Origin of the sequence: Aminobacter ciceronei (assembly GCF_014138625.1) — a bacterium.
Lineage (GTDB): Bacteria > Pseudomonadota > Alphaproteobacteria > Rhizobiales > Rhizobiaceae > Aminobacter > Aminobacter ciceronei.
Genome location: NZ_JACJHY010000026.1, coordinates 15,269 through 38,637 on the forward strand (window position 1 = coordinate 15,269; position 23,369 = coordinate 38,637).

Genomic DNA, 23,369 nt, shown 5'->3' on the forward strand with positions numbered 1-23,369 from the left:
GAAAGCCATCGCACCGTGCGTCCAATCCTGACGCACAGGCGACATGTGGCTTATTTGCCCGGCTTGATCTCGCCGAGCAGCCCTTCGATGACGCCGGCCATGCTCCTGCTGAGATCGGAGCGCGACAAGGCAAAGGCAACGTTGGCTTCGACGAAACCTTCCGGCGAGCCGCAGTCGAAGGTGCGGCCGCGATAATGATAGCCGTAGAAGGACTGCATCTTCTCGAGCTTGAGCATGGCGTCGGTCAGCTGGATCTCGTCGCCGGCGCCACGCTCCTGGCTTGCCAGGATCTTGAAAATCTCCGGCTGCAGAATGTAGCGGCCATTGATGAACAGGTTCGAGGGTGCCGTGCCCTGCTTGGGCTTTTCCACCATGCCCTCGATCTCGAAGCCGGTGTGAACCGACTTGCCCTTGCCGACGATGCCGTATTTGTGCGCCTCGGCCGGGTCGCATTCCTGGACGGCGATGATGTTGTTGCCGGTCTCGGCATAGAGCTCGACCATCTCGCGCATGCAGCTCTTTTCCGACTGCATGATCATGTCGGGCAACAGCAGCGCGAAGGGCTCGTCGCCGACCAGCTCGCGCGCACACCACACTGCGTGGCCAAGGCCGAGCGGTACCTGCTGTCGCGTGAACGAGGTCTGGCCCGGGGCCGGCTGCAACCGCTGCAGGCGCTCCAGTTGCTCGGTCTTGCCGCGCTGGGCCAGCGTATCATAAAGTTCGAACTGGACGTCGAAATGGTCTTCGATGACCGCCTTGTTGCGGCCCGTGACAAAGATGAAATGTTCGATGCCCGCTTCGCGCGCCTCGTCGACCACGTACTGGATCACAGGGCGATCGACCACAGTCAGCATTTCCTTGGGGATAGACTTGGTGGCAGGCAGAAAACGCGTGCCAAGGCCCGCGACCGGAAAAACTGCCTTGCGAACTCTTTTCATTGCGTGGTCGTCCGATAGAGGGATGTATCGGACGCCAACTTTGCCACGCCCGAATTGATGAATACTGAATGCGTTCACATATTCGGCGACAGCGGGCAAGACCATTGATCACGCGATCTTGATTGTCCGAACAGCTAGGTGGACAATCCCTCAACCCGCTTTTCGTTCCCCAACGGGTCTATGGTAAACTGATTGATAACCGGCATCGGCGATGAATCGTGTTTCTGATCTCTCCAAGGAGGAAAGAATGCCCCTTCGCAAGACCGCCAAAGGCCTCCTGAGCGCCGCTGCCCTTTCGCTGGCATTGATGCTTCCGGCCGGCCCGGCGGCCGCCGAAGCCGGTTTCCAGCGCTGGGTGGCGAGCTTCCGCTCCGTCGCCGCAGACAACGGGATTTCCGGTTCGACCTATGACCGCGCCTTTCGTGGCGTGACCTCGGCCGACCCCGAAGTACTTGAAAAGGCCCGGTTCCAGCCCGAATTCACCGCGCCGGTCTGGGATTATTTCGACAATCGCGTCCATGACCAGTCAATTGCTGTCGGTCGCGAGATGGCGCGCAAGTGGAAACCCTGGCTCGACCGCATCGAGGCCAAGTATGGCGTCGACCGCTACATCCTGCTCGCCATCTGGTCGATGGAATCGAACTACGGCGAGATTCTCAAGAACGACAAGGTGATGCGCAATGTCGTGCGGTCGCTGGCGACGCTCGCCTATGGCGACCAGCGCCGGGCGAAGTTCGCGCGCACCCAGCTGATCGCGGCGCTGAAGATCCTGCAGCGCGGCGACATCGACGAAAGTCACCTCGTCGGCTCCTGGGCCGGCGCGATGGGCCACACCCAGTTCATCCCGACCAGCTACCAGGCCTACGCGGTCGATGCCGACGGCAATGGCAAGCGCGACATCTGGAACTCCGTGCCCGACGCGCTCGCCACCGCAGCCAACCTTCTGAAGAAGAACGGCTGGCAGGCCGGCAAGACCTGGGGTTACGAAGTGGTGCTGCCCGCGGGTCAGAAGTTCCCGACGGGATCGCTGACGCTCGACAAATGGGCATCGCTCGGCATCGAACGCGCCAACGGCAAGGCCTTCAAGCGCGGCTCCGACGTCGCCACCCTCAAGGTGCCGGACGGCCGCGGCGGACCGGCCTTCCTGATGACCAAGAATTTCTCGGTCATCAAGCGCTACAACAACGCCGACAAATACGCGCTCGCCGTCGGCCTTCTTGCCGACGAGATCGCCGGCTATGGTGGCCTGGTGCAGGACTGGAAGCGGCCGTTCACCAAGCTCAGCTTCGAGGAAAAGCAGGAGTTGCAGAAACGGCTGTCGGCGCATGGCTATTACGACGGCAAGAGCGACGGCAAGATCGGCGAGGGTTCGCGCTCGGCAATCAAGGCATTCCAGGCACAGCTGGGCTTGACGCCGGACGGTCATCCGAGCATGGAAGTGCTGAAGTTCCTGCGGCGTAACTAGCAACCGGAGGCTGTATTGGCATTGACGCGTCGTCCGCGGTTTTCGCTGTTGCGCCTGACGACGCCACTGGTCGCGGTGGCGGTCGCCTTGACCGCCATTTCGTCGACAATGCCGACGCCGGCCGTGGCGCAGGAAGGCATTCTGCGCAAATGGTCCCTGCGCGACCTGTTCATGCCGCGCCGCGAACCGCGCGTCGATCCCTTCATCATTGACGAGCCGCAGCCGCGCAAGAAGATCCGCAAGACGCCACGCAAGCCAAAGGCAACCGCCGGCAATATCGGCAGGGCTGCCGATCCGGCCGTTCCGGTGGTCGAAAAGCTGGCTGACGCGCGTGTCGTGTTGGTCATCGGCGACTTCCTCGGCGGCGGCATTGCCGAGGGGCTGGGCACGGTCTTTGCCGAGAATGCCAAGATCAGGGTCATCGACAAGACCAACGGCTCGTCGGGCCTCGTCCGCGAGGACTATTACAACTGGCCCGAGAAAGCCAAGGCGCTGATCGAGCAGGAAAAGCCTGCCGCCGTCATCATCATGATGGGCTCCAACGACCGCCAGCAGATGCGGGTCGCCGACACCCGCGAGCCACCGATGAGCGCCGCCTGGACCAAGGAGTACGCGGCGCGCGCGGACAAGCTGGCCAAGGCCATCGCCGACACCAAGGTGCCGTTCCTGTGGGTCGGCATGCCCGCCTTCAAGTCGTCGAAGATGAACACCGACATGCTCGCCTTCAACGACATCTACCGTGCTGCAACGGAAGCCGCAGGCAGCGAATTCGTCGATGTCTGGGACGGCTTCGTCGACGAGGCCGGCGCCTTCGTCACCAGCGGCCCCGACATCAACGGCCAGCCGGTGCGCCTGCGCGCCGACGACGGCATCAACGTCACCCGCGCCGGCAAACGCAAGCTCGCCTTCTTCGCCGAAAAGCCGCTGAACAAGCTGCTCGGCATCACGCCTCAAGGTACCGAAACCGTCGTGCCGGCAAGCCTGCCGCAGGCGACGCCCGGCGAACTCAATGTGCCTGTCAACATCGACCGGACGGTGCCGGTCTCGCTCTCCGATCCGGAACTCGACGGTGGCACGGAGCTTCTCGGCGGCCAGACGGCTGCCACGTCCGACCCGCGTTCTCCAGGCGAAAAGCTTGCCGTGCAAGGCATCGCCCCCGCAGCACCTGCCGGCCGCATCGACGACTTCTCCTGGCCGCCAAAGCCGCTGCCTGCAGCGCAAGGAACCGAAACGACGACCGCCATCATCAGGCGCTAAAGTTGTCGACCGGAAACGAAAAAGGCGCCTCGCGGCGCCTTTTTTGTTTGCTTGGTTCCGGCCAGCTTAACGCGGCAGGACGCTCGACCCCATCAGGTCGGCATCTATCGAATGCGCGGCCTGGCGGCCTTCGCGGATCGCCCAGACCACAAGCGACTGGCCGCGGCGCACGTCGCCGGCGACATAGAGCTTGTCCACATTGGTCTTGTAGTCGCGGTCGTTGGCGGCAACATTGGTCGAACGGCGGCTGTCGGTGGTGATCTCGAGCTTGCCCTCGAGTTCCTTGACCATACCGTCGGCGAGCGGCCCGGCGAAGCCGATGGCGATGAAGGCGAGATCAGCGCGGATGACGAACTCGGTGCCCGGGATCGGCTTGCGCTTGTCGTCGACTTCGCAGCACTTCACGCCGGTCAGCTGGCCTTCCTCGCCGATGAACTCCAGCGTCGCCACCTGGAACTCGCGCTGCGCGCCTTCGGCCTGCGAGGACGAGGTGCGCATCTTGGTCGCCCAATAGGGCCACACGGCGAGCTTGTTCTCGCGCTCCGGCGGCTGCGGGCGGATGTCGAGCTGGGTGACGCGCACGGCACCCTGGCGAAATGCGGTGCCGACGCAGTCGGACGCCGTATCGCCGCCGCCGACGACGACGACATGCAGGCCACCAGCGACGATCGGTTCCGACTGCCAGGCAACCGACTGGATGTCTTCGCCGCCGACGCGCTTGTTCTGCTGGACGAGGTAAGGCATCGCGTCATGCACGCCCTTAAGGTCGTCGCCGGGAATGCCCGCCGGACGCGGCGTTTCGGAGCCGCCGCAGTAAAGCACGGCATCATACTCGGCCAGGAGCTCGGTCACCGGCTTGTCGACGCCGACATTGACGCCGCAATGGAACGTCACGCCTTCGCCCGTCATCTGCTCGACACGACGGTCGATATAGTGCTTCTCCATCTTGAAATCAGGAATGCCGAAACGCAGCAGGCCGCCGGGACGGCTCTCGCGCTCATAGACATGCACGTCGTGGCCGGCGCGGCCGAGTTGCTGCGCCGCTGCCATGCCGGCAGGGCCGGAACCAATGACAGCGATCTTCTTGCCGGTCTTCTTCTCTGGCGGATAAGGCCTGATGTAACCGGTCTCGTAAGCCTTGTCGGCGATCGCCTGCTCGACGGTCTTGATGGCGACAGGAATGTCCTCGAGGTTCAGCGTACAGGCTTCCTCGCAAGGTGCCGGGCAGATGCGACCGGTGAATTCGGGGAAGTTGTTGGTCGAATGCAGGTTGCGGATCGCGTTGTCCCAATCGCCATTGTAGACGAGGTCGTTCCAGTCCGGGATCTGGTTGTGCACCGGACAGCCCGTCGGGCCATGGCAGAACGGAATGCCGCAATCCATGCAGCGCGCAGCCTGCTTTTCGACTTCCTTGTTCGACATCGGCAGCGTGAATTCGCGGAAGTGCCGGATGCGGTCGGAAGCCGGCTGGTACTTGTGCACCTGCCGGTCAATTTCGAGAAAACCTGTAACCTTGCCCATCGTAACTCTCGTCAGTCATGCCCAGCACCTCGGCGCGGGCTTAGAATTCCACCACTTCAAATGAAGCATGCGATGGCAGGCGCCCTGTTCGGGCGCCGCCGGAAGATCGTCACGGCTTACTCCGCCGCGACGCCCATCCTCATGCGCTCCATCTCGATCAGTGCGCGGCGGTACTCCACCGGCATGACTTTGCGGAATTTGGGTCGGTAGCTCGCCCAGTCGTCCAGGATCTGCTTGGCACGGGTCGAACCGGTGTAGTGCATATGGTTCGAGATCAGCTGAACCAGGCGCTCCTCGTCATGGCGTGTCATGTCGCCCGAGACGTCGACACGGCCCTTGTGGGCGATGTCGCCACCGTGATGGTGCAGCTTCTCCAGCATGTCGTCCTCTTCAGGGACCGGCTCGAGCTCGACCATCGCCATGTTGCAGCGCTCGGCGAAATCGCCTTCCTCATCGAGGACATAGGCGACGCCGCCCGACATGCCGGCTGCGAAGTTGCGGCCGGTCTTGCCGATGACCACCACCACGCCGCCCGTCATGTATTCGCAGCCATGGTCACCCACGCCTTCGACGACGGTAACGGCGCCCGAGTTGCGGACGGCGAAACGTTCGCCGGCGACACCGCGGAAGTAGCACTCGCCTTCGGTCGCACCGTAAAGCACGGTGTTGCCGACAATGATTGAATCCTCGGCAACGATCCGGGCGTCATCCGACGGGCGGATGACGATGCGGCCGCCGGACAGGCCCTTGCCGACATAGTCGTTGCCGTCGCCGACCAGCTCGAACGAGATACCGCGTGCCAGGAAGGCACCGAAGGACTGTCCGGCGGTCCCGGTCAGCTTCACCGAGATGGTGTCCTCGCGCAGGCCCTTGTGCCGGAAGCGCTTGGCGACCTCACCCGACAGCATCGCACCGGCTGAGCGGTCGACGTTGCGGATGGTTGCCTCGATCTTCACCGGCTGGCGCGTTTCGAGCGCCGCCTTCGCCTCGGCGATCAGCTTGCGGTCGAGAACGTCGTCGATCGGATGCTTCTGGCGCTCGGTCCAGTGGACGGCTTCGCGCGGCGCATCGGGCTTGTAGAACACCTTGGAGAAGTCGAGGCCACGCGACTTCCAGTGGTTGATCAGCTCACGCTTTTCCAGCAGGTCGGCGTCACCGATGATCTGATCGAGGTGGGTGTAACCCATTTCGGCCAGCAGCTCGCGCACCTCTTCAGCGACGTAGAAGAAGTAGTTGATGACGTGCTCGGGCGTGCCCTTGAAGCGCTTGCGCAGCACCGGATCCTGGGTGGCGACGCCAACCGGGCAGGTGTTGAGATGGCACTTGCGCATCATGATGCAGCCCGCCGCGATCAGCGGCGCGGTCGAGAAGCCAAACTCGTCGGCGCCCAGCAGAGCGCCGACGACGACGTCGCGGCCGGTACGCAGGCCGCCGTCGACCTGGAGCGCGACACGCGAACGCAGGCCGTTCAGCACCAGCGTCTGATGCGTCTCGGCGAGGCCCATTTCCCATGGGCTGCCGGCATGCTTGAGCGAGGTCAGCGGCGATGCACCGGTGCCGCCGTCATAGCCTGATATCGTGATGTGGTCGGCGCGCGCCTTGGCGACACCTGCCGCAACCGTGCCGACGCCCACTTCCGACACCAGCTTGACCGACACGTCGGCTGCCGGGTTGACGTTCTTCAGGTCGTAGATCAGCTGCGCCAGGTCTTCGATCGAATAGATGTCATGGTGCGGCGGCGGCGAAATCAGGCCGACACCTTGGGTCGAGTGGCGGGTCTTGGCGATCGTCGCGTCGACCTTGTGACCAGGCAACTGGCCGCCCTCGCCGGGCTTGGCACCCTGCGCCACCTTGATCTGCATCATGTCGGAGTTGACGAGATACTCCGTCGTCACGCCGAAGCGGCCGGAAGCCACCTGCTTGATCGCCGAACGCTCGGGGTTCACGCCGCCACCGGGCAGCGGCAGGTAGCGGTCGGGCTCCTCGCCGCCCTCGCCGGTGTTCGACTTGCCGCCGATCTTGTTCATCGCAACGGCAAGCGTGCTGTGCGCCTCGCGGCTGATCGAGCCGAAGGACATGGCACCGGTCGAGAAACGCTTGACGATCTCGGCCGCCGGCATGACGTCGTCGAGCGCGGCCTTCTTGCGCCCGCTCTCCTCGGCCAGCTTGATGCGGAACATGCCGCGGATCTGCTGGGCACGTGCTGTTTCGCTGTCGATCTGGGCGGAGAACTCCTTGAAGGTCGCCCACGAGCCCGAACGCACGGCGTGCTGCAGCGAGGCAACCGCGTCAGGCGTCCACACATGGGCTTCGCCGCGCATGCGATACATGTACTCGCCGCCGACTTCGAGCGCGTTGCGCAGAACCGGGTCTTCGCCGAAGGCCGATTCGTGACGGCTGACGGTCTCGGTCGCCACCTCTTCCAGCCCGACGCCTTCGATGTTGGTCGCCGTGCCGGTGAAGTACTTCTCCACGAAGTCGGTCTTCAGCCCGATGGCGTCGAAGATCTGCGCGCCGCAATAGGACTGGTAGGTGGAGATGCCCATCTTGGACATCACCTTGAGGATGCCCTTGCCGATAGACTTGATGTAGCGGCCGACGACCTCCGAGCCATCCACTTCAGGCGGGAACTCGCCCCGCTTGTGCATGTCGGTCAGCGTGTCGAAGGCCAGATACGGGTTGATCGCCTCCGCGCCGTAGCCGGCAAGGCAGCAGAAGTGATGCACCTCGCGCGGCTCGCCCGATTCGACGACAAGGCCGACCGAGGTGCGCAGGCCCTTGCGAACCAGGTGATGGTGCACGGCCGCCGTCGCCAGCAGCGACGGGATGGCGATGCGGTCCGGACCAAGCTGGCGATCGGACAGGATGATGATGTTGTAGCGGCCCGCGACCGCCGCCTCGGCGCGCTCGCACAGACGCTCGATCGCACCCTGCATGCCGGCAGCACCTTCCGATGCGGCATAGGTGACGTCGATCGTCTTGGTGTCGAAGCTTTCCTCGGTGTGGCCGATGGAGCGGATCTTCTCCAGGTCGGCGTTGGTGAGGATCGGCTGACGCACTTCCAGACGCTTGCGGCGCGACGTGCCGACGAGGTCGAGAATGTTCGGGCGTGGACCGATGAACGAGACCAGGCTCATCACCAGCTCCTCGCGGATCGGATCGATCGGCGGGTTGGTGACCTGGGCGAAGTTCTGCTTGAAGTAGGTGTAGAGCAGCTTCGACTTGTCCGACATCGCCGAGATCGGCGTGTCGGTGCCCATCGAGCCGACTGCTTCCTGGCCCGTCGTCGCCATCGGCGACATCAGGAGCTTGGTGTCTTCCTGGCTGTAGCCGAAGGCCTGCTGGCGATCGAGCAGCGAGACGTCCTTGCGCAACGCACGCGGTTCGACCGGCTTCAGTTCCTCGAGGATCAGCTGGGTGTTGGACAGCCACTTCGTGTAGGGGTGCTTGGTCGCGATCTCGGACTTGATCTCCTCGTCCGAGATGATGCGGCCCTTGACCAGGTCGATGAGCAGCATCTTGCCGGGCTGCAGACGCCACTTCTTGATGATTCTCTTTTCATCAACCGGCAGCACGCCGGCTTCGGACGCCAGGATGACCCGATCGTCGTCGGTGACCATGTAGCGGGCGGGACGCAGGCCGTTGCGGTCGAGCGTGGCACCGATCTGGCGGCCGTCGGTGAAGCACACCGCAGCCGGACCGTCCCACGGCTCCATCAGGGCCGCGTGATATTCGTAAAAGGCCTTGCGGTCGGCATCCATCGACTTGTTGCCGGCCCAGGCTTCCGGGATCAGCATCATCATGGCATGCGCCAGCGTATAGCCGCCCTGGAACAGGAACTCGAGCGCGTTGTCGAAGCACGCCGTATCCGACTGCCCCTCATAGGAGATCGGCCAGAGCTTGGAGATGTTGTTGCCGAACAACTCGCTGTCGACCGAGGCCTGGCGCGCCGCCATCCAGTTGTTGTTGCCGCGCACCGTATTGATTTCGCCGTTGTGGGCAACCATGCGGTAGGGGTGCGCCAGCTTCCATGACGGGAACGTGTTGGTCGAGAAGCGCTGGTGGACGAGGATCAGCGCCGTCTCGAAGCGCGGATCGGAAAGGTCCTTGTAATAAGCGCCGACCTGGAAGGCCAGGAACATGCCCTTGTAGACGATGGTGCGCGCTGACAGCGACACGCAATAGGCGCCGATGTCCTTGTTGTTGTGCTCGGCATAGATGCGGCCGGAAATGACCTTGCGCAGCAAATAGAGGCGCGCCTCATACTCCTCATCGTCGTCGACTTCGGGCGTGCGCCCGATGAACACCTGGCAATGGAACGGCTCGGAAGCAGCGATATCAGGTGCCTTCGACAAAGAGGCGTTGTCGACCGGCACATCGCGGAAGCCGATCAGCGGCAAACCTTCCGACTGCGCCGACTCGCGGATGATGTCCATGACATGTTCGCGCGTCGCAGCATCCTGCGGCATGAACCAGTGGCCGACGCCATACTGGCCGGGTGCCGGCAGATCGATGTCCTGCTTGGCCATCTCCTCGCGGAAGAACCGGTCGGGGATCTGCACCAGGACACCGGCGCCATCGCCCATCAGCGGATCGGCGCCGACGGCGCCGCGATGCGTCAGGTTTTCGAGCATGAACAGACCGTCCTTGACGATCTGGTGCGACTTGATGCCCTTCATCTGGGCGATGAAACCGACGCCGCAGGCGTCATGTTCGTTGCGCGGATCGTAGAGGCCATGCGCTGCATAGCCGGTGGTGGTTCGGAGATGATCGGTTTTATTGTTGGCCGCTTTCGTCTGCGCGGCCGGCACAAAACCCGTCGTCACAGATGGCGTCAACTCCGTCATCGTCTATCTCCATTCCAGCCCGATCCGGGCAGTTTGCCTTGGGACGGCAGTATGCCGATCCGTTCACCTTCAGATATGCTCGATATGCAGCGGCCCAGCGCCGTTCGTCGGCGCTAAACCGCAGTCGGGACAGACGTGAACGGATTGCTCCGACCTCAGCCCTGACCCTAGCCCGCAGCGGAAGCCGGACGCGGCGTCATCATACGCCAAATCCGGTTCGTATTGGGCAGATAAATAAGACAGCACTGCTGTCCTAAATTTTGTATGACAGAATTCTTGAATACGCACAAGACCGATTCACGAATTTTCCGCCTCTGCAAAGACCGAAAATTACGTCAAACCGTCGCATGGCGTAATTTTTGAACACCCGGTCAAAACAGCACTTTTCCTGCCTCAATCGATTTCTGGACCCCGCACTTGCCGAAGATCGGCAAATCCGGTCTAGCTCGCGCCTACCCCCTGCCACGCAGTCTCCCGCAGCCATATTACGGACCGACGAAAATGTTCTTCGCATCAGACAATTGGGCCGGCGCTCACCCCAAGATTTCCGAGAGACTGCATGCCAGTGCTGCGGGCTTCAGCCGCGCCTATGGCGACGGCGAGCTCGACAAGGCGGTCTATGCACGGTTCTCCGAAGTTTTCGAGCGCGAGGTGGCGGTGTTCTTCGTCGCCACAGGCACCGCGGCTAATTCGCTTTCGCTCGCCGCATACGGCAAGCCAGGTGGCATTTCCTTTGCCCACCGCGAGGCGCACATTCTCGAGGATGAATGCGGCGCGCCTGAGTATTTTTCCCATGGTTCTCGGCTCTACCCGGTCGATGGAACGCTCGGGCGCATGGACATCGGCAATCTCGAGCGAGCGATCGGCCGCTACGCCTCCGAAAACGTCCACGGCGGACGCCCGGCGGCGATTTCCATCACCCAGGCGACCGAGGTCGGCACCATCTATCGTCTCGACCATATCGCGGCCGTCTCCGCCGTCGCCCGCAAGCATGCGGTGCCGCTGCATATGGATGGCGCCCGCTTTGCCAATGCGCTGGTGTCTCTCGACGTCTCGCCGGCGGAGATGACCTGGAAACGCGGCGTCGACATCATCTCCTTCGGCGGCACCAAGAACGGCTGCTGGTGCGCCGAGGCGATCGTCATGTTCGATCTCGACCGTGCCAGGGAAATGGCCTTCCTGCGCAAGCGTTCGGCCCAGCTGTTCTCCAAAGCGCGTTTCATCTCGGCGCAATTCGACGCCTATTTCGACGGCGGCCTGTGGCTGGAAACGGCGCGTCACGCCAATGCGATGTCGGCGAGTCTTGCCCAGGCTTTCGAAAGCTCGGCCGTTGCGCGCCTCGGCTGGCAGCCTGAGGCCAACGAGGTCTTCGCCATCATCAGGAAGGATGTTGCCGAAAAGGCCCAGGCGGCAGGTGCCGCCTTCTACACCTGGCCGACCCCGACGTCGCTCGCCGGGCAGATCAGCGATGACGAGGCGCTCTATCGCTTCGTCACCTCCTTCGCCACCACCTCAGACGACATCGGCCGGTTCAGCGAACTGCTGCGTTAGGCGCAGTTACGGATAGCGGACAACAAAAAAGGCGGCGCTGGAGGCGCCGCCTTTGCTGCTTGGGAGGAGCAGTCTTAGTTGACCGTGTTGGCCTCGATCTGCTTGGCCTTCGCTGGAGCAGCGGAGATCTCGATCTTGCGAGGCTTGTGCTCTTCAGGAATGTTGCGCTTGAGATCGATATGAAGCAGGCCGTTCTTGAGGGTCGCGCCGACGACCTCGACATGGTCGGCAAGCTGGAAGCGTCGCTCGAAGGCACGCGAGGCGATGCCGCGATAGAGCAGCTCCGAACCTTCGCCGGCGCTTTCATTGGCGCGCTCGCCCTTGACCGTCAGCACATTGCGATGGGCTTCAATCGAAATCTCGGTTTCCGAGAAGCCTGCGACCGCCATGCTGATGCGGTAGGCGTCCTCGCCGGTGCGCTCGATGTTGTAGGGCGGATAGGTGGTGCCGCCGTCAGGCTGGCCAAGGCCATCAAGCATGTTGAACAGACGGTCGAAGCCGACAGTCGAGCGGTGGAGCGAGGAAAAATCAACGTGACGCATGGGTGTTCTCCAGTGAGCAACAAGGTTTGCGCATGACCTGTGCCGAAACCCATTCTGGCGTCCCGGCGGTGATCAGCGGCCCCGATATTGGGCGCCGCAGGAGACATTTGGGGGGCGCCCAAAGCCATTTCAAGACATCTTTGCGAGAGCTTTTTCACCGCCGCCAGGATGAACCGAAGATGAACCGCCCCTTCGGTATCCGTTCAGGTCGGCCGGCCTAGAGTGCACCCAAGTTCAAGAACAGGCGGCACCACAGAATGCCGCCGACGAAGCCGAACCGGGTTGCAACGTCCCTTCCTCCCGGAACGACAGAGGCCGAAGGCAACCCGCAAGCTGCCTTCGGCCTCATTCGATTCCGATTGGCGTTTCCGCTTCGCACGGATTTCCTTTGATTTTCTCGGTGCGGCTTTCTATCACCCTCGTATCGCCAGATCCCACGGCAGCGAGTGCCAAGCCGAGCGCTGATGACGGACGTGTTCCACGAAATCCCCGGCAATCCGGTACCCGAGCGGGCAACCGTCGGCCACTTCAACGCACATGACAGCAAGCAGTTGCGTTATGGCCTGTTTCCCGCGACTTCGCACCCGTTCAAGGGCACGGTGATTCTGCTGCCGGGCCGCAACGAGTGTATCGAGAAGTATTTCGAGACCGTTCGCGATTTGTCAGTACGCGGCCATGCCGTCGCCACCTTCGACTGGCGTGGCCAGGGTGCATCCGAGCGGCTGCTGCGCGACCGTCACCGCGGCCACGTCAAGACATTCGACCACTATGTTAGGGATCTCGAGGCCTTCTTCGAGCAGATCGTCTTGCCCGACTGCCGCGGCCCATTCTTCATCCTTGCCCATTCAAGCGGTGCCTTGATCGCCCTTCTCGCCGCACCGGCGATGATCAACCGCGTCCAGCGCATGGTGCTGGTGGCGCCGTTCCTGTCGGTCGTCGGCGCGCCGTTCTCGATGTCGGCGATCAGGCGCATCACAACGCTGCTGTGCTGGATCGGCCTCGGCAGGCTCTACGCCGCCTGGGGCCCGCGGCCGCGCGAAGGCACGCCCTTTGCTGTCAACAAGCTGACCAGCGACGAACGTCGCTATCGCCGCAACATCCTGCTCTACGAGACCTATCCCGAACTTTCCGTCGGCGGGCCGACGATCGCCTGGCTGCGGGCGGCTGCGACGGCCTCGGAAACCGTGCGCGACCCGGCCTTCATGGCCTCGCTCAAGGTGCCGATGCTGATTGTCACGGCCGGCGCCGACCAGGTGGTCTCGACGCGCGACGTCGAGCAATATGTCCACGGATGCCGTGTTGCCTCAATGCTGACCATCGATGGCGCCCGCCACGAGATCCTGCAAGAAGTCGATATCTACCGCGAGCAACTGCTCGCGGCGTTCAGCGCTTTCGTGCCGGGAACGCCCGTGATGGTCGAATAGCCTGCTTCAGCCCATCAGCACCTTCAGGGCCGCAGCATGCAGCTCGGGCGTTGCCGCCGCGATGATGTCGCCACCATTTTCCGCCGGGCCGCCCTCGAAGGTCGTGACGATGCCACCGGCCTGCTCGATGATGGGGATCAGCGCCACGATGTCGTAGGGCTTGAGCCCCGGATCGACGACGATGTCGACCTGGCCCGCCGCAACCATGGCGAAGGCGTAGCAATCGGTGCCGTAGCGCGCGAGTTGCACCTGCGTTTCCAGATGGTCGTAGCGTTTGCGCATCTCGCCCTTGAACAGGCTTGGCGTCGTGGTGAACATCGTCGCATTGGCGAGCGACGTTGTCTTGCGCACGGCAAGCTTGCGCGGCCCGCCCGGGCCCTCGTAATGCGAACCCTTGCCGTCGGCATAAAACAGCTCGCCGGTGAATGGCTGCGACATCAGGCCGGCAACCGCATCGCCCTCGACGGTTAGCCCGACCAAGGTGCCCCACACCGGCAGGCCGGAAATGAAGGCGCGTGTGCCGTCGATCGGGTCGATCACCCAGACATGGCTGTTGCCGAGGTTTTCGCTGCCATGCTCCTCGCCGAGGATGCCATGATCGGGAAATTCGGCGTTGATCAGCGCGCGAATGGCACTTTCGGCCTCCTGGTCAGCCTCGGTGACCGGATCGAAACCACTGGCAAGCTTGTTTTCCACCGCCTCAAGGCGGCGAAAACGCGGCAGCGTCTCGGCTGCTGCTGCAGTTGCGATCCGTCGCATGAACCCGGCGTCGACCATCAATCACCCCATCTCCAACTGTGGCGTGAATGACACGCCACGACCCCGCTCGGCAATAACCACATCACCGTGAATTAAAAAGCCCAAAGGCGCCTTGACTTTTGTGCAGCGCACAATAATCTCGACTTCGGACAGTTCTCCTGTCCATGCCCTCCTTGGGCGTTTCCTCCCTAGACTTCGACCGCTCTCCGGAGCGGTCTTTTTTTAACCGCCGGCCTCGGGCGGCTACTCTGCGGCCAATGGCAGGTCGAGGAAATGATAGTCTGGCATTGCCATGAGATCCCCGGAAAACCGGGCCAGATCGTCGGCAAGCGCATAAAATCCAGCGGATTTCTTGAACGTTCGTTCGTCCATATAGAGCCCGCGATTGATCTCGATCTGCAGCGCATGAAGCTTCCGGGCCGGGCGGCCGTAGTGTTCGGTGATAAAGCCGCCGGCGTAAGGTTTATTGTGCGCCACAGCATAACCCATGGCCGCCAGCAGCCCGATTGCCCGCTCTGACAGAGCAGATGCAGCAGAGGTCCCGAAACGGTCACCGACGATGAAATCAGGCCGTGTGCCATTGTCGCCGAGACGGACCGATGCCGGCATCGAATGGCAGTCGACGAGCACGGCATAGCCAAACCGGGCATGGGTCCGGGTAACCAGCCGCTTCAACGTCTCATGATAGGGCTTGTAGACGGATTCGATTCGCCCGATCGCCTCCGACAGCGGCAGCCGGCCGGGATAGATATCCAGCCCCTCGCCCACCAGCTTCGGCACCGTGCCCAGCCCTCCGGCGACGCGCGCCGAGCGGACATTGGCGAAAGGCGGCACCGGCTCGGCGAACATCCGGGGATCGAGTTCCCACGGCTCGCGGTTCACATCGAGATAGGCGCGTGGGAAGTGAGCGGTCAGCATCGGCGCGCCCAAGGCGACGGCCGCGCCGAACAGCTCGTCGACATAGCAGTCCTCCGAGCGCCTGATCGCCATGGCATCGAGCCTGGACATGGCCAGAAACCGGTCGGGATAACAACGTCCGCTGTGCGGCGAATTGAACACGAATGGCACACGCTGCTCGGCACTCGTCCGGACTTCGAACGGCGGCAGCTCGGCGAAATCTTCGGCTGGCGTCATCTTTCGTGATGGACCTGCGAAATGCACTCACTCATCTATCGAAAGTGCCACCTGCGGCGGCCAGTGTCCAGTCGTTCAGGCGGTGGAAAGTCGGCTCTTATTATGCCTTTGCGTCACTCTGCTGACACGGCATTCACTTGATGTTTACCGTCCAGGACTCATATACAAGATGGTTAACGAAGCCCCTGCTGGGGGGCGGCTTCGACCGCTGATTCGGACGGGATACTTATGGCACGCATTCTTCTGGCAGAAGACGACGACGATATGCGTCGCTTCCTGGTCAAGGCGCTGGAACGCGCAGGTTACCAGGTGAGCGACTTCGACAATGGCGCAAGCGCTTACGAGCGGCTGCGCGAGGAACCCTTTTCGCTGCTTCTGACCGACATCGTCATGCCGGAAATGGACGGCATCGAACTGGCGCGCCGCGCAACCGAGATCGACCCCGATCTCAAGGTGATGTTCATCACCGGCTTCGCGGCTGTCGCCCTGAACCCTGATTCGAAGGCACCACGCGACGCAAAAGTGCTGTCGAAGCCCTTCCATCTGCGCGATCTCGTCAACGAAGTCGAGAAGATGCTCCACGCCGCATAGGCGTTTCCCCAGCGTCGCCAAGGGAATTGATCGCGCCGCTGAAGGAATTGACGATCCGGCGCGTTTTTCCGCCAAACACGCTATTGACGCGCCGGATCAAAAATGGTGTATCCGCCCCCATCGGATGGGCGTGTAGCTCAGCGGGAGAGCACTGCATTGACATTGCAGGGGTCACAGGTTCAATCCCTGTCACGCCCACCATCCGAACTCCCTGATATCACTTGCTAATATCGACCAGCGCCCGACGGACAGCCGGACTTGGCACAGTTGTTTGCGTCGTCCTTTTACGCCGCCCGATAATCCGGCGCGCTGTTGAGATAGCCCGCATAGGCATCGGCGTTTGGCGGCGCGAAGTTTTCGGCCAAGACGTTGCGCCGCCGTTTGGTTGCGCCGATGTCAGCCAGCAGTTCGTCGAAATGCTTGAAATGATAAGGCGCGACGCACAGGCCACCATAGACGCCAGCCGCCGGCCGTTCGTCGCGCTTCCAGCGCAGCATCATCTCGATGTTGTCGGTCATCTCCTGGTGCGTCGGCTGACGCCCCAGCTTGCCGTCCGCATATCGCACCAACCAGTTGGCGGCGAGTTCAGCACTCAGAACAGTGCAGAATGAAGAGTTGAAGCCGACGAAGCCCATGTCGGGCAAATCGGGGTTGGCGATGACGCGATAAAGCCGGTACTGCCCGTCGGGCTCGACCAGCTTGCGCCGGTATTCCTCCGGAAGGAACGGCACGCCGGATTTCCAGCCGACGGCGAGAATGGCCATGTCGGCCTTGACCCGCTCGCCGCCCGACAGGACCACCGTGTCCTTCGCATAAGAAGCGATGGTGCCCTGGATTGCCTTGATGCGCCCATCGGCGACCATGTCGAAGAAGCCGGGCGTGACGATCGGTACCGAGCAGTTGATGCTGGTCTCGATCGGCACCTTCGGCCTGAGGCCGGTCTTCTTCAGCTTGAGTTGCAGCGAAAGCAGGCTTTCCAGCCCGCGCCAGTTGGCCCAGACGAACGGCTTGGCCATGGCATGCGCCAGTCGCGCCAGCAGAGGCTGGTTCCAGCTCGGGAACATCACCTCCTGGGCACGGACATAGAGGATGCGCTTGAAGTTGATCAGGCCGCCGATGAAGTAGGGAATACGCCAGACCGGCTCGAGATAGACGATGGTGACGGCGGCTGCACCCGAATTGACGGCGTTGACGGCGATGTCTGTCGCCGACTTGGAGAAGCCGAGCACCACGACCCGCTTGCCCCGCACCGTCGCCGGATCGGTGTATTCGGACGAGTGCAGCACCTGGCCGCCGGCCGCGACGAACGTGTCCTGACCCGGATGCACCAGCTCGCGTTTCTCGCTGAAATTGCCCGTGCAGACGGCAACGAAGTCAAAATCCCCAGTGACCGTCGTGCCGTCGCCAGTTTCCAGTTCGACGGCCCAGCCTTTGGCGCCATTGCGCCGCTGCATGGAAACAACCTTGGTACCGTAGCGGATCAGCGGCACGAGCCCGTTCTGCTCGGCGTAACTCTTGAGATAGGCGTGGACCTGCGTGCCTTTCGGCCATTCCGGATAGTTCTCCGGCATCGGCATCGAGGTGTAGCGATAGAGATCCTTTGGGCTTTGCGTCTGAACGTCGGGATAGGATCGCGACGGCTCCCAGACCCCGCCCAGGTCGTAACCGCGCTCGACGATTTCGACATCATGTCCGCGCTGCCTGAAGGCATGTGCTGCCGCAAGCCCGCTGACGCCGGCGCCGATGACGCAGACTTTCTTCTTCTCGACCATCTTGCTGTTCCTTGTGTGCCAGGATGCAGGGTTCGCCAGGACGCGAGCCGGCCTTCGCACGCGACCCGTGTCGCGCGCGCCAGGCAGATTCCCGTTGGAAGCTGGCAGCCTAGTCGTTGGCTTCGGGCGGCAGGAAGTTGACCTCGTGCTGAGCCGAGACCTTCACCACCTCGGCCGGGTCGGCGAGGTTGTCGAGCCGGTTGAACAGTTCTTCCAGCATTCCAGCCGGCGAAACCCAGAACAGGGCCTTGGTCGGCTTGTCGGACTTGTTGAAGTAGCCGTGCGGAATGCCCCTGGGCATGCGCACAAGATCGCCCGCCTTGGCCTTGACCCATTCGCCGTCGAGCTTGAGGTCGAGCTCGCCTTCCTGCACCAGGATGAACTCTTCCTGGTTCGGATGGATGTGCACGGGCACGAACTGGCCCGGCTCGCTGTTGGTCTCGAAGGCGAAGGTGGCGTCGCACACCGCCTTCGGGAAATAGACCTGTCCAAGGATGTTCCAGGTCTTGCCGGCATAGCCGGTGCCCTGGCGCGTGATGCCCTTGGCGAGTTCATTGCTCATGTGATGCTCCCTTTGCTTTCGAAGGGCCTACCCGAGGCGACCCTTTCATTTGTTCCACGCATAGATTGCTGCGGGTATCTTCAAAGCACTAGCCGGAATGCGCGATGACTATCCAGAAAGCGCAAAAATGCTGCCGGCACGACCTACTGCCGCTCATTTTCATTGGCAGCTGGAGGATCGGTGCTAGTCTGCCCGAATGCTGATGGAAGAGGCGTCCGTCCGAAGGGTACCGCTTTCAGACCATGTCTTGTTTCAGTCGAACGATCTCGACTGCGCCAGGGAGCGGGTCGCCCAGAAGTTTTGCAATCACCGACTGGACATCATCGGTGAGAGGACAGCTTTTCGCGTCACGCACAATCATGCGCCCGGCGAGATGATCTCGCTGAACTACATCAGCTATGGCGCCGACGTGCTGATCGATCCGGGCGAACTCGGCGACTTCTACCTGATCCAAATGCCGATCTCCGGTTCAGCCACCGTCCGCAACGGCACACGCGAGTTTCTGACCGACCGCAGCGTCGCCTCCGTCCTCAACGCCGACCTGGCGACAAGGATGAAATGGTGGCAGGGCTGCGCCCAGTTGCTCGTCCAGGTGCGAAAGGCGCCGCTGCATGCCTTTGCCATGCGCTTGCTCGACCGCGATATCCAGGGGCCGCTGATCTTCGACCCGCTGATCGATTTCTCCCGGCCCGAGATGCAGGCATGGCGCCGTCTTGCCAATTCGCTGTTCCATGCCGCCGATGCGAAGGAACCGCTGCACGGCCCGGGCCTGCACAACGTTCTGCATGAGCAGCACCTGCTCGAACTGTTCCTGCGCAACCAGCCCAACAACATGAGCCTGTTCTTCAACGAGCACAGGCCGGGTGCAGCCCCCCGCCACCTGAAGCGGGCAGAAGAATTCATCCGCGCCAATGTCGCGGCACCCATCGGTCTGCATGAGATCGCCGAAGCCGCCGGCGTAGCCCCCAGGACCTTGCAACTGGCTTACCGCAACGCCTTCGGCATCTCGCCCATCCGTGCCCTGACCCGCGAACGCATGCGCCGTGCCCGTTTCGACCTCGTGGCGGGCGAAGCCAGCGTCACCGACGTCGCGCTGAAGTGGGGCTTCACCCATTTCGGCCGCTTCGCCGCCGAGTACCGGCACGAGTTCGGCGAGCTCCCTCGCGAGACGAGAAAAGCCAGCGCTCTGCCGCAGTAGCTTGCAGGCGCTTGGCGCAACGCTTTACCCTCCTTCCCGACAAGCAAAACCGCCAGATGGTGTTCGTCGCCCGAGTCACTCGACAATCACTGGAGCATACCTATGCCCGACCTCCCCCGGATGGCGTCGCCCTTGCAGGCGATCCTGATGTCGGAGCTATCAAGGGGAAACAGTATTCTCTCGGTCGGCGACTGGCCGCCGGGCTGTCGACTGTTCGTCATGCTGGCGCGTCCGTTCAGGAAGAAATACGCCATGTCTGGCGATGTGGAATATGCCTTGGTCAACGACCCGCACTATTGGAAAGCCGAATATCGCTACAGGAACGGCGAGGAATGCCTTGCCTGCGGTTTCTAGGTCTGTTCTCGACCGAAGCTGAGCTACTCAACATGTATACAATTAGCATAGCCTCCAGAGGCGCAAGCCGCCCCGGAAAACCACGCAATAATTGGCTTTACGCTACAGCCCGTTGCAGTGCAGCAAAATCCCAAATCCTTCAAATGCTTGTGCTGCCAGCTAGGATAGCCCGGGCATCCGTGCGCAAACCCGCCGCCATCAGTCCTGCGACGGGCGGCCACTCGTATTCGTCTATCCCGCAAAATCGCCGGATACCGTGTTGACAACAGCAAATTACATCCAATACGAATACATGATAGTATACAATTTTAGGCTGGGAACTACCGACACCCGGCGAGGCCAGCGGCTTCAGAGGATCGCATGAGAATTAAGCTCATCAATCCCAACACCACCCAGTCGATGACCGATCTCATCGGTGATGCGGCGCGGGCGGTTGCAGCACCGGCAACCGAGATCCTGGCGGTGACCTCCCGCTCCGGCGCCGCCTCGATCGAAGGCCACTACGATGAAGCGATGAGCATCATCGGCCTTGTCGACGAGATCATGGATGGGCCGGCCGCCGACGCCTACATCATTGCCTGTTTTGGCGATCCCGGTCTGCTTGCGGCGCGCGAGATATCAGGCGCGCCGGTGTTCGGCATTGCAGAAGCCGCCATGCACGCGGCAAGCTTCGTCGCCACCGGCTTTTCAGTGGTGACGACGCTCGAACGCACGCGCATCATCGCCGAACAGCTGGTCCGCAACTACGGCATGCAGCATCATTGCCGCCGCGTGCGCGCCACCGACGTTCCGGTGCTGGAGCTGGAAAAGCCGGAATCGAACGCCCGCGCGATCATCCTTGCCGAGTGCGAGAGGGCGCTGTCCGAAGATCGCTCCGAGGCCATCGTGCTCGGTTGCGCCGGCATGGCCGATCTTGCGCATTATCTCGAAGACCGGCTGCAGGTTCCCGTCATCGACGGCGTGGTTGCCGGCGTCAAATTTGCCGAGGCCATTGTCGGCATGGGCCTGAAGACCTCCAAGCGCGGCGATCTCGCCTATCCGCTGCCCAAGACCTATCGCGGCAAGCTCGCCGGCTATGCACCCGAAACGCGCCTCGCAAACGCCGGAACGACGAGAAAGGTCAGTTAGGCCAACGGTTTGAACAGCGTCTTGAAGTCGACGCGCACGGGGTGGTCGGACAGGTCGATCTGAGCCTCGATATGACGGAGATGGTGGTCCATGTACTGCGCAGCTTTTTTGCCGTCCCGCCGCTTCAGGGCGTCCACGATCTCCTTGTGCTCGCTGTACGAGCACGGCACCGCACCCGGCGATTCGTACAGCGCGATGATCAGCGACGTCCGCGACACCAGTTCGTGCACGAAGTCACGCAGCACCTCGTTTCCGGCAAGCGAAGCGAGTTCACGATGAAAATCCCCGGAGAGCTGCAGCCGCCTATGTTTGCTGTCTTGCTCGACTGCCTCCGCCTCGGCGCTCACCATGGCCGTCAGCCGATCGACGTCTTCCCTGGTTATCGTCGAGGCGAGCTTTTCCGCAAGGATGCATTCCACGCCGCGCCTGGCTTCGAACACCTGCCGCGCCTCCTCGATCGAAGGCTTGGCGACGAAGGCGCCCTTGTTGGGGATCAGGTCGACCAGCTTCTCGTGCGACAGCCGCTGCAGAACCTTGCGGATGATGGTGCGGCTGACGCCGAAGGCAGTCGCCAGCGCGTCCTCCTGCAAGGGCGTGGCGGGGCGGATCTGGTGGTTGATGATCGCCGCGTAGATTTCGCCGTGAATATGCTCGTCGGTCGGGCCGCCGCGCTTTTTGGTCTTGCCGCTCTGGCTCGACGAAACGGCGGTCTTCGAAGCGTGGGGCTCGCGTAGCATGTCACGATCCTGATGAATTGACCTGGTGAATTGGGCATAAGGAGGACTTGGTATGTATTCTATCCTCTACAGTCGCTGCTTGGAACATGCCTTTTCCCTTGGCACAACCCTTGAACGCATGGCGGTGCTCCCATGACTGGACTGGCCTTTGATCCGGGAGCGGCGGCGCAAGCTGCCGCCGTCCTCGATGTACACAATCTGCGCATCGAGTTTCCGCTGCGCCAACGCTCGCTCGTCGCCGTCGACGACGTTTCCTTCAGCATAGGCCAGGGCGAAATCCTCGGCGTCGTCGGCGAATCCGGCGCCGGCAAGTCGCTGACCGGAAGCGCCCTGATCGGGCTGCTTCAGCCGCCCGGGCGCATATCGGGCGGCACCGTCCATCTCTCCGGCCAGCGCATCGACGACCTGCCCCAGGCCGAACAACGCAAGCTGCGCGGCCGCCATATCGGCGCGATTTTCCAGGACCCGCTGACCAGCCTCGACCCGCTGTTCACCGTCGGACGCCAGTTGACAGAAACCATCCGCGCGCATCATCCGGGCAATGCCGAGACCGCACGCGCCAAGGCGCTGCAGCTGCTGCGCGAGGTCGGCATCGCCGATCCGGAAAACCGCTTCAGCCAGTATCCGCACCAGTTCTCGGGCGGCATGCGCCAACGCATCGTCATAGCACTGGCGCTTGCCGGCGAGCCGGAGCTGATCATTGCCGACGAGCCGACGACGGCACTCGACGTTTCGGTCCAGGCCCAGATCATCGGGCTGTTGAAGCGGCTTGCGGCGACCCGTGGCACCGCGATCATGCTTGTCACCCACGACATGGGTGTCATCGCCGAAACCGCCGACCGGGTCGCGGTGATGTATGCCGGCCGCGTCGTCGAGATCGGCCCCGTCGACGAGGTCATCCACCGGCCACGCCACCCCTATACTGCCGGGTTGATGGGCTCGATCCCGTCGCTCAATCGCAAGGCCGACCGGCTTGCCCAGATCGATGGCTCGATGCCGCGCCTGGGCAGCTGGCCGGAAGGCTGCGCCTTCAATCCGCGCTGCCCCAAGGCCGGAGACCGCTGCCGCAGCGAACTGCCCCGGCTCGCCGATGCCGGCGGCACATCCGCCGCCTGTTTCATCCACCAGGGCGGCACGACGCTCTGACGGCAGAACAGCCGCCCCAAGGATGGCGCTGCCGCGGTCTGAACATGGCCTTCGATTTCGATAGCGTCGCCCGTTGCGACGGCGCTGGTTTCGCCACGCCCATGCCCCTGCCGCACAGCTCAAATTTCAGGCATTGTTTGTATACAATTTATGCCATTTTACGCATACAACACTGTAGACGAAGCGTATTCGATGTGAAATCATCCCTCCTGTCGGCTCTCAACAGGCTAGGCTCCAAGTGACAAGTGCTCGAGATCAGAACGGATCGAAATGGGCATTCCCCGAACCTCGGGGGATGAGAGGATCGCGGTTTCGTTCCTGTCACGCCGGCCACACAGCCTTGTTGAACCAGTTCTCGAACCCGATGGATGCGGCGGCTTTCGGCATGCTCGACGCCCTGGCCATCGGCATGCCGACGCCCGAACGAGACAAGACAAGTCCAA

18 protein-coding genes and 1 tRNA gene are annotated in these 23,369 nt (G+C 62.4%); 10 read left to right on the forward strand and 9 right to left on the reverse strand.

The features are described from left to right. Positions 1–50: 50 nt before the first annotated feature. Positions 51–938: a UTP--glucose-1-phosphate uridylyltransferase GalU gene (gene galU / locus HNQ95_RS23505; protein ID WP_067958348.1), complete on the reverse strand. Its 888-nt coding sequence runs from the start codon at positions 936–938 to the stop codon at positions 51–53. A 247-nt stretch (positions 939–1,185) separates the two neighbouring features. On the opposite strand from galU, the gene HNQ95_RS23510 reads away from it, so the two are divergent. Together HNQ95_RS23510 and HNQ95_RS23515 are read left to right on the forward strand one after the other, a co-directional pair. Next, on the forward strand, positions 1,186–2,403 hold the full coding sequence (locus tag HNQ95_RS23510) for a lytic murein transglycosylase (RefSeq protein WP_067966192.1): 1,218 nt from the start codon (positions 1,186–1,188) through the stop codon (positions 2,401–2,403). Positions 2,404–2,418: 15 nt separating this feature from the next. Beyond that, positions 2,419–3,660, forward strand: coding sequence for an SGNH/GDSL hydrolase family protein (locus tag HNQ95_RS23515; protein WP_067958347.1), 1,242 nt, complete (start codon positions 2,419–2,421; stop codon positions 3,658–3,660). 66 nt (positions 3,661–3,726) lie between these two features. On the opposite strand, the gene HNQ95_RS23520 is transcribed toward HNQ95_RS23515, so the two are convergent. Continuing rightward, positions 3,727–5,181, reverse strand: a complete 1,455-nt coding sequence (locus HNQ95_RS23520) for a glutamate synthase subunit beta (protein WP_067958344.1) — start codon at positions 5,179–5,181, stop codon at positions 3,727–3,729. 116 nt (positions 5,182–5,297) lie between these two features. After that, complete coding sequence (gene gltB, locus HNQ95_RS23525; RefSeq protein ID WP_067958341.1) at positions 5,298–10,028, reverse strand: glutamate synthase large subunit; 4,731 nt, start codon at positions 10,026–10,028, stop codon at positions 5,298–5,300. 501 nt (positions 10,029–10,529) lie between these two features. On the opposite strand from gltB, the gene HNQ95_RS23530 reads away from it, so the two are divergent. Beyond that, complete coding sequence (locus tag HNQ95_RS23530) at positions 10,530–11,579, forward strand: threonine aldolase family protein (RefSeq protein ID WP_067958338.1); 1,050 nt, start codon at positions 10,530–10,532, stop codon at positions 11,577–11,579. A 74-nt stretch (positions 11,580–11,653) separates the two neighbouring features. Here HNQ95_RS23530 and HNQ95_RS23535 read toward each other — a convergent pair whose 3' ends face one another. Next, entirely contained in the window at positions 11,654–12,121 is a 468-nt protein-coding gene (locus tag HNQ95_RS23535) for an Hsp20 family protein (RefSeq protein WP_154386971.1), read from the reverse strand. A 464-nt stretch (positions 12,122–12,585) separates the two neighbouring features. Between HNQ95_RS23535 and HNQ95_RS23540 the strand changes: the two genes are divergently transcribed. Further along, a complete protein-coding gene (locus HNQ95_RS23540) occupies positions 12,586–13,545 on the forward strand; it encodes an alpha/beta fold hydrolase (RefSeq protein WP_182575413.1) in 960 nt (319 codons plus the stop codon). Between the two features lie 6 nt (positions 13,546–13,551). On the opposite strand, the gene hisN is transcribed toward HNQ95_RS23540, so the two are convergent. Both hisN and HNQ95_RS23550 read right to left on the reverse strand, forming a co-directional pair. Then, positions 13,552–14,322 carry a histidinol-phosphatase gene (hisN, locus tag HNQ95_RS23545; protein WP_182575422.1) on the reverse strand — a complete coding sequence of 257 codons (771 nt, stop codon included), beginning with the start codon at positions 14,320–14,322 and terminating at the stop codon, positions 13,552–13,554. 225 nt (positions 14,323–14,547) lie between these two features. Next, complete coding sequence (locus HNQ95_RS23550) at positions 14,548–15,438, reverse strand: N-formylglutamate amidohydrolase (protein ID WP_182575412.1); 891 nt, start codon at positions 15,436–15,438, stop codon at positions 14,548–14,550. 228 nt (positions 15,439–15,666) lie between these two features. Here HNQ95_RS23550 and cpdR point away from each other — a divergent pair, with 228 nt between their 5' ends. Continuing rightward, on the forward strand, positions 15,667–16,029 hold the full coding sequence (gene cpdR, locus HNQ95_RS23555; protein WP_018429348.1) for a cell cycle two-component system response regulator CpdR: 363 nt from the start codon (positions 15,667–15,669) through the stop codon (positions 16,027–16,029). A 126-nt stretch (positions 16,030–16,155) separates the two neighbouring features. After that, positions 16,156–16,230: transfer RNA gene (locus HNQ95_RS23560), tRNA-Val, on the forward strand. A gap of 83 nt (positions 16,231–16,313) precedes the next feature. Here the strand turns inward: HNQ95_RS23560 and HNQ95_RS23565 are convergent. Both HNQ95_RS23565 and HNQ95_RS23570 read right to left on the reverse strand, forming a co-directional pair. After that, positions 16,314–17,801 carry a flavin-containing monooxygenase gene (locus tag HNQ95_RS23565; RefSeq protein ID WP_182575411.1) on the reverse strand — a complete coding sequence of 496 codons (1,488 nt, stop codon included), beginning with the start codon at positions 17,799–17,801 and terminating at the stop codon, positions 16,314–16,316. Between the two features lie 109 nt (positions 17,802–17,910). After that, positions 17,911–18,363: a cupin domain-containing protein gene (locus HNQ95_RS23570; RefSeq protein ID WP_067958320.1), complete on the reverse strand. Its 453-nt coding sequence runs from the start codon at positions 18,361–18,363 to the stop codon at positions 17,911–17,913. Between the two features lie 247 nt (positions 18,364–18,610). On the opposite strand from HNQ95_RS23570, the gene HNQ95_RS23575 reads away from it, so the two are divergent. The 3 genes from HNQ95_RS23575 to HNQ95_RS23585 all read left to right on the forward strand — a co-directional run bounded on the left by HNQ95_RS23575 (position 18,611) and on the right by HNQ95_RS23585 (position 21,043). Continuing rightward, the gene (locus HNQ95_RS23575; protein ID WP_246340947.1) at positions 18,611–19,561 is read left to right on the forward strand and encodes an AraC family transcriptional regulator; all 951 of its coding nucleotides are present in this window, start codon (positions 18,611–18,613) and stop codon (positions 19,559–19,561) included. Positions 19,562–19,663: 102 nt separating this feature from the next. Then, on the forward strand, positions 19,664–19,915 hold the full coding sequence (locus HNQ95_RS23580; protein WP_182575409.1) for a hypothetical protein: 252 nt from the start codon (positions 19,664–19,666) through the stop codon (positions 19,913–19,915). A gap of 360 nt (positions 19,916–20,275) precedes the next feature. Next, entirely contained in the window at positions 20,276–21,043 is a 768-nt protein-coding gene (locus tag HNQ95_RS23585) for an aspartate/glutamate racemase family protein (protein ID WP_067958311.1), read from the forward strand. Here HNQ95_RS23585 and HNQ95_RS23590 read toward each other — a convergent pair. Beyond that, positions 21,040–21,780 (reverse strand): GntR family transcriptional regulator, encoded by a 741-nt coding sequence (locus HNQ95_RS23590; protein WP_182575408.1) that lies wholly within the window; start codon positions 21,778–21,780, stop codon positions 21,040–21,042. The genes HNQ95_RS23585 and HNQ95_RS23590 overlap by 4 nt on opposite strands. A gap of 132 nt (positions 21,781–21,912) precedes the next feature. On the opposite strand from HNQ95_RS23590, the gene HNQ95_RS23595 reads away from it, so the two are divergent. Next, positions 21,913–22,926 carry an ABC transporter ATP-binding protein gene (locus HNQ95_RS23595; RefSeq protein ID WP_154386965.1) on the forward strand — a complete coding sequence of 338 codons (1,014 nt, stop codon included), beginning with the start codon at positions 21,913–21,915 and terminating at the stop codon, positions 22,924–22,926. Positions 22,927–23,369 lie beyond the last annotated feature (443 nt).